The sequence below is a fragment of the Caproiciproducens galactitolivorans genome (assembly GCF_004768785.1).
Lineage (GTDB): Bacteria > Bacillota > Clostridia > Oscillospirales > Acutalibacteraceae > Caproiciproducens > Caproiciproducens galactitolivorans.
On record NZ_SRMQ01000011.1, the window covers coordinates 58605 to 64723 of the forward strand.

Sequence of the window (6119 nt, forward strand, 5' to 3'; positions counted from 1 at the left end):
CAGCCCCCTTTACAGGTTTAGAGGGGAACCGGCTTTTATATTATCCGGATTGCTGACAACCTGCACCCCGTCTTTGACGCCGGGACCGGAAATTTCAATGGAAATATCGTTGGCAAGCCCGGTTTTAACCGGCAGCTCCTTGGCTACGTAAACGTCCTTTTCCTTTACCGCTGTGTATACGAACGCGCTGCCGTCTTCCTTGTACTGTACAGCATCGTAAGGAACGGTGTAAACATCGGTTCTTTCATTGATAATAATATTCATACGCGCCTTCATTCCAATTTTGATTTCCTTGCTTTTGTCAGTAATCGTAATCTCGGTCGAGAAAGTAACGTTGCTGGTTCCCTGTGTGCTGGCCGTTGCCGCAGGGGCGATTTTCGTTACGACGCCGGAAAAAACCTTATCTCCGGTGGAGTCTGTCTTAATATCCACTTTTTTGCCAACAGCAACCCTACCGATATCGAATTCCTTCACTTCCGCGATTACCTTTAAATTGTCTGTGTCGTCAATGGTAAACAGAGCGCCATTTGGCGTGGAGCCGACGGTTGCATTGGAAGCGGTAACGGTACCGTCCACAGGCGCCCTGATAATGGAATCCTGCAAGGTTTTCTGCTGCTTTTCCAAAGTAATTCGCTGGCTCTTGTCCTTTGATTTCGCCAACGTGGCTTCATATGTATTTTTCGCTGTCTGCAAATCCTGCTGCACCTTATTTTGTGTAGCTTTCAAGTTAACAACAGCTTTGTCATATGCATTCTGCGCATTTTGCAGCTTGATCTGTTCCTGATCCAGCGCCATTTTGGAAAGCTGCCCCTGATCATACATAAATTTATTGTAATTATAGCTATTCTGTGCTGCTTTCAGATCCTGCTGGGCGGCATCGACAGCCGATTTCGCATTAATCAGCTCGCTGTTCAGGTTGTTTTTGTACTGATAAAGGGCATTGTCATAATCCGCTTTTGCCTTTTCAAGAGTGAGCTTATTGGTCGCCTCCACGGAATCTGTACTAGATTTGGCGCTTTCCAATTCCTTATCCAGCGTAGAGGTATCCAAAATCGCCAGTACGTCACCGGCTTTCACCTTATCCCCTACCTCGACTTTTACTTCCTTTATCGGAAAGGTCAGCGTTGTATAAACATTTTTGGACGTTTTGCTTTTTACCGTTCCGGACACATTCACGGTATCCCGAAGGTTCCCTTTTTGCAGCACCGTCGTGCTGGTTTTCGCCAGCCCCATCTCTTTGCCGGCAGCCGGTTTATTCAGCGTAAAAAATCCCACTACAACAAGTATAAGAACGCCAAGTATAAGAAAACGTTTTTTCTTTTTAATTTTTTTGAAGTTCAATTTACCGAACAATTTACTGAAAATATTCAATTTCATCCCTAAAATACTCCTATTCAACGAACACCATTCTACTCATTAATGAAAGGATTGATATTCGTCGGGGTTATTGCGCAGGAAATCATATTTCAAATATGCGGCGTACAGATTATTCCTGTTTATATCCACCGTGATTTTCATTGTGGAAAGCTCCCGGTTAATATCGTCAACCTCCTGTTTGGTTGCGTATCCCTGCTGGTACTTGGACTGCGTCAGCTTGGCGTCAGCCTCTTTCTTCTGGTAATCCGTCAGCGAAGTCTGATACGTCAGGCTGGCCTGATATAAGGCGTCATACGAACGCTTTAACGCTTCCACTTTCCCTGTAAGCTCCGTGTCGGTCGCGTCGCTGCCGGAAAGGTCATTCAAATCATTGTCCTTTAAATCTCTCTTATAGCTTGCGTTATTGATTTTATTAAGGTTAATTTTGCTGTAGTCCGCCGCCTTAACGATCATCTTGTCATCGTCGTCCAAACCGAACATATGCCGAAGGCTCAGCAGGTTCTGGGCGCGGGTGTTGGTATCCGTTACCTGGCTGGTGGACGTATCTTTCAAGCTTTTTGCTATGTCTTCATACTCCTTCTGGGAGATATAGCCAAGTTCCAGCTTTTTTTCTGCAATGGCCAGTTCCTGCGCCTTGCTGTCATATGTATTGGCATTGGTAGCAGTTTTCAGCGCGTCATTGCAGCAGGTGAGGTATAGCAGCTGAGCGTTTAGCAGTTCTTCACTGGTTGGGTTTATCAGAAGATCCTCTATTTTGTCCAGCGATACGGTAACGGTTTCCGATTTTGTTTTTGCATACGCCGGAACCGTGATGGACAACACAAACGCAAACATGATAAGAAAACTGACGGCTTTTTTCATATTCGATACCCTTCCTTTCATGGATGAGATAAAAATTCGTGTTCAGTCCTTTTCCTGTAAAACAGTATGGCTACCCCACTCCTTTCACAAGAAATCACCTCTTTATGTCGTATTTTTCCTCCAGTGTATTGTAGTATAGCGCATTTATTTTTCAAAGTAAATAGGAAAGTAAACCATGGTTGAAAGTTAACAAAAAGTTAATTATTGACATTTGTTTACTTTAAGTCTATAATACGTAAGCAAATAAACACAACCGGCAGGTGAATATAGATGGATTCCGCAAACTTTAACGAGCTGATTGCCGCTTTATTAAGCATTGTTCCGCAGATTAACGAAACCTTCTTACGGCCGATCGAACAAAAGTCGCTGGGCAATCTTACCCCTACGCAGGTTCGCGCAATCCGCATTTTGGAGTCAAGGGAACTGCTCAGTATGACACAGCTTTCAACCGAAATGGATATTTCCAAGCAGCATATGACCAAAATCATCAATGCGTTGGTGGAGAAGGGGTATGTGGAACGGGTGGAAGATAAAACGAACCGCCGCCTTGTTCTCATCCAGCTAACTAAGTTCGGGCGCGTCCAAATACAAAAATCAACGCAGCAGGCGGTCGAGCTTCTCCGGTTACAGTTTAAGCAAATTTCCGAAGAAGACAAAGCCGCGCTGATAGAAGCTACGCAGACAATCAAAAGCATTGTGAAAAAAATTATGCCGGGAAAAGGGCAAACGCGAAATACGGAACCCCGTGTAGAAGCAAAAATATAGGTATAAAGGAAAGCGTCCGGATAACGGGCGCTTTTTCCATTTAACAACAAACGATATGAAATTACGAAGGAATATCCCTTGCAATGTTTTCAAGTATATCCAGAACCGTGAGCACCTGTTCGCGTCGGACATAGGGAGAAGGGACACCATTTTTTACGCACTCGATAAAATGGCTCAATTCCCTGTAATACCATCCGTCGGACAGGGCTTTCTTTCGGTCCGTTTGCACTTTATCCTCTGCAACCAGCACGAGCGGTTCGTGAGCTAACAAATATGCTGTAACCCGCGTTCCATCATAGATGACCATTGCGTTTTCAAAATAGACCCTCCATCGGGCTATGAAGGGAATATCCGCATGCAGCCATGCCGCTTCGGCGCAAACATTCCGGTCTTTATAGGAATACAGAAAGCGGCAATGCTCCGGATAATCTCTTCCCCTGCCGGCGCAGCTGGTATAGGAAAAAGCCTCCGGTTTTCCAAACAGGCTGACCATCAGGTCAAGATCATGAATATGCAGGTCAAACGGCAAAAGGCCGCTTTTTTCCCTGTCGAACAGCCATCCTCCCTGCGACCAGCGCGGGCAAGCCGAAAGGCGCTCAAACTGCGCGTCCAATGCCAAACCGTATACCCCGCTTTGCACCAGATTGCGCAATATCTCTGTTTCTTTCGTAAACTGCAGCACTTGTGCTACGTATAGCTGTACCCCCTTTTCCGAAGCAGTACGATACATTTCTTCCGCGTCCTTTTTTGAAAGGGCAAGCGGCTTTTCCGAGATAACGTGCTTTTTCAGTTCCAGCGCTTCCATGACCTGCTGTTTGTGCAGGAAAGTCGGCGTACAGATATCCACCAGGTCGATCGTTTCCTGCTGAACCATCTCGGAAATGGAGTCATACACCGGCAATCCCCACTCCTTCGCCCTCTCTTTTCCCCGGGAAGATTTCCCTACCACCGCAACAACCTGACAGTCATCCATAAGGGCATAATTGCTGCAATGTACGGCTCCCATATTGCCCGTACCTACAATTCCGATTCGTACCATGATGCATTCTCCTAACTGTGAAATTCGCATTTTATAAACGTATGCTTACGAAAGAGCGATCCAGTACCCTTGCGGAAACAGGATGTCCAGTCGAGGATTTATTGTTCTCAGCCGGATAAGGGAATCGTTCCTATAGTATATCGGTTCGAGAAAAAAGAAATTTACTCCCATACACATTTCAGTTTTGTACCGAAAAACCCGCCCCAAAAAAGGGCGGGTTTCCAGACTTCTGAAACAAATTTTGTTTTCTATACGGACTTATGGGCTTTTGTTTTTAACTGGGAAGTATCCCGATTTTGTTTTAACGTATGCAGTTTAGGGAACATCACGCCGAATAAAATCAAGGCGACTCCGGCCCACCGCACAAAACTGACCTGCTCGTGTAAAACGGTGGAAGACATAAATACAGCAACCGGAAGCTCCACAGCCCCTAAAATACCGGCCATACTCTCACCGATGTGCGGCACCCCGACGGCATATAATAAAGGTGGAATAAAAGCCCCGAATGTTCCTAATAGGAAACCGAATAACATCAATTTCCCACCAAAAAAGCCCTGAAACAAAAAGCGCGGCGGAAAAACAATACAGAGAACGGTGAATGCTCCGGTTATCATCCAGGCGCTGCGGTAAGCGGGATGGGCATCCGGCACGGCTTTTCCGTTAAACAACACGAACAGGGTGTAAGTGACTGCCGAAAGAAGCCCCAACACGATCCCTGGCATGCTTAGGTGCGTTGAACCCTGTTCCAGTAATCCGGCAGCAAACACGGTTCCTCCAAGAAGAATCAGCAGCGTCAGTATCATGACGCGATTAGGCCGCTGACGCCTGGAAACCGCCTGAATTAGTGTAGTCATCCACGTAAACTGGAATAGTAGCACGACCGCCAGCGACGCTGAATTGTAGCGGAGTGATTGATAGTATACCAAACTGGTTGCAACGGTCGCCGTTCCGGCCAGCATAAGGAGCAGCCGATTTTTCCATGTTAAAGCCTTAGCAGAACCGCAGGATGTTGACAAGACGCCCTTCCTGCGGCGATACCGTTCTTTCATTTTGATAAAAAATGCCAGCAGCCATGACAAGACGAAGCCCATGAACATTTGGGAGCCTACCACCTCGCCGAGGTGATACCCTTCTCCATAGGCCAGCACAACGATCGTTGATAAAATTCCATAACTCATTGCTCCTAAAAAAACTGAAACGTAATACTTCATTCATTTCCCTCCTGATTTATGTAAAAAGCTTTCAATAGACAAAAAAATCCTAACTACCGATAAAAGTATCCGTAGTTAGGAAGTTAAGGCTCCCTGTAGAAACCCCCGCCCTACCAATTTGCGGGGTTATACGTGGAATTATTTTATTTTTTTACAGCACATATTTTATAATACCGAAAAAGCAAGTTTATGTCAACCCATCACGGGGTTTAAAAAAATTTCATGTATAAATTGATGCAAAACAAAAACATAGGGACATCCTTTCGGGCGTCCCTATCGCTATGTGTTGGCACCTTCCTATTGTCCCGGGCCGTTGCCAGCCAAGTATCTTCGGCATCGATGAGCTTAACTTCCGTGTTCGGAATGGGAACGGGTGGACCCTCATCATCATCAGCACCAACTAATATTTCACACATTGCTGTGCGGATATCAATTTATCTGCTAATCTATATCAATGGACATTTCGCAATTGGTGACCCGTGGGAGAATCGAACTCCCGTTATCGGCGTGAGAGGCCGGTGTCTTAACCGCTTGACCAACGGGCCATATACTGTCAGACGCAGAGGTCAGAGGCTTCCGGCCCCTGTTCCGACTTCTTAATGGTGCACCATCAGGGACTCGAACCCGGGACACCCTGATTAAGAGTCAGGTGCTCTACCAACTGAGCTAATGGTGCATATGGCAGGTTGAGCCTGCACGCTCCGGGTTTCCCCGTTTGCTCTTTTTCTTCTGTACTTTCTGTACACTGAAAACTGAATAAAGGAAACAAAGCAGAAGTGAGAAATGAGGGAGACCAAGAAAAATATGGTCAAGCCCTCGGCCTATTAGTACTGCCAAGCTGAACACGTTACCGTGCTTACACACGC

The 6119-nt window shown here is 46.0% G+C and carries 5 protein-coding genes, 2 tRNA genes, 1 rRNA gene and 1 riboswitch; of the genes, 1 reads left to right on the plus strand and 7 read right to left on the minus strand.

Annotation, left to right across the window (positions count from 1 at the left end; translation table 11 throughout):
- Nucleotides 1-9 precede the first annotated feature (9 nt).
- A complete protein-coding gene (locus CAGA_RS10640) occupies nucleotides 10-1377 on the minus strand; it encodes an efflux RND transporter periplasmic adaptor subunit (RefSeq protein WP_135660659.1) in 1368 nt (455 codons plus the stop codon).
- 39 nt (nucleotides 1378-1416) lie between these two features.
- Nucleotides 1417-2238, minus strand: a complete 822-nt coding sequence (locus CAGA_RS10645; protein ID WP_135660662.1) for a hypothetical protein — start codon at nucleotides 2236-2238, stop codon at nucleotides 1417-1419.
- Between the two features lie 270 nt (nucleotides 2239-2508).
- Here CAGA_RS10645 and CAGA_RS10650 point away from each other — a divergent pair, with 270 nt between their 5' ends.
- Complete coding sequence (locus CAGA_RS10650; protein ID WP_135660664.1) at nucleotides 2509-3003, plus strand: MarR family winged helix-turn-helix transcriptional regulator; 495 nt, start codon at nucleotides 2509-2511, stop codon at nucleotides 3001-3003.
- Nucleotides 3004-3064: 61 nt separating this feature from the next.
- Here CAGA_RS10650 and CAGA_RS10655 read toward each other — a convergent pair whose 3' ends face one another.
- From CAGA_RS10655 to CAGA_RS10675, 5 genes are all read right to left on the minus strand, one after another.
- Nucleotides 3065-4042, minus strand: a complete 978-nt coding sequence (locus CAGA_RS10655) for a Gfo/Idh/MocA family protein (RefSeq protein ID WP_135660666.1) — start codon at nucleotides 4040-4042, stop codon at nucleotides 3065-3067.
- Nucleotides 4043-4290: 248 nt separating this feature from the next.
- Nucleotides 4291-5253, minus strand: a complete 963-nt coding sequence (locus tag CAGA_RS10660) for an EamA family transporter (protein WP_135660668.1) — start codon at nucleotides 5251-5253, stop codon at nucleotides 4291-4293.
- Between the two features lie 52 nt (nucleotides 5254-5305).
- Nucleotides 5306-5407, minus strand: a riboswitch (purine riboswitch).
- Nucleotides 5408-5537: 130 nt separating this feature from the next.
- Nucleotides 5538-5654, minus strand: a 5S ribosomal RNA gene (rrf, locus tag CAGA_RS10665).
- A 69-nt stretch (nucleotides 5655-5723) separates the two neighbouring features.
- Nucleotides 5724-5798, minus strand: a tRNA-Glu gene (locus tag CAGA_RS10670).
- Nucleotides 5799-5853: 55 nt separating this feature from the next.
- A tRNA-Lys gene (locus CAGA_RS10675) sits at nucleotides 5854-5929 on the minus strand.
- Nucleotides 5930-6119 lie beyond the last annotated feature (190 nt).

Coding starts and splice junctions, on each gene's coding strand:
- CAGA_RS10655 (WP_135660666.1), bottom strand. CDS start 4,042: ATGGTACGAATCGGAATTGTAGGTACGGGCAATATGGGAGCCGTACAT.
- CAGA_RS10660 (WP_135660668.1), bottom strand. CDS start 5,253: ATGAAGTATTACGTTTCAGTTTTTTTAGGAGCAATGAGTTATGGAATT.
- CAGA_RS10640 (WP_135660659.1), bottom strand. CDS start 1,377: ATGAAATTGAATATTTTCAGTAAATTGTTCGGTAAATTGAACTTCAAA.
- CAGA_RS10650 (WP_135660664.1), top strand. CDS start 2,509: ATGGATTCCGCAAACTTTAACGAGCTGATTGCCGCTTTATTAAGCATT.
- CAGA_RS10645 (WP_135660662.1), bottom strand. CDS start 2,238: ATGAAAAAAGCCGTCAGTTTTCTTATCATGTTTGCGTTTGTGTTGTCC.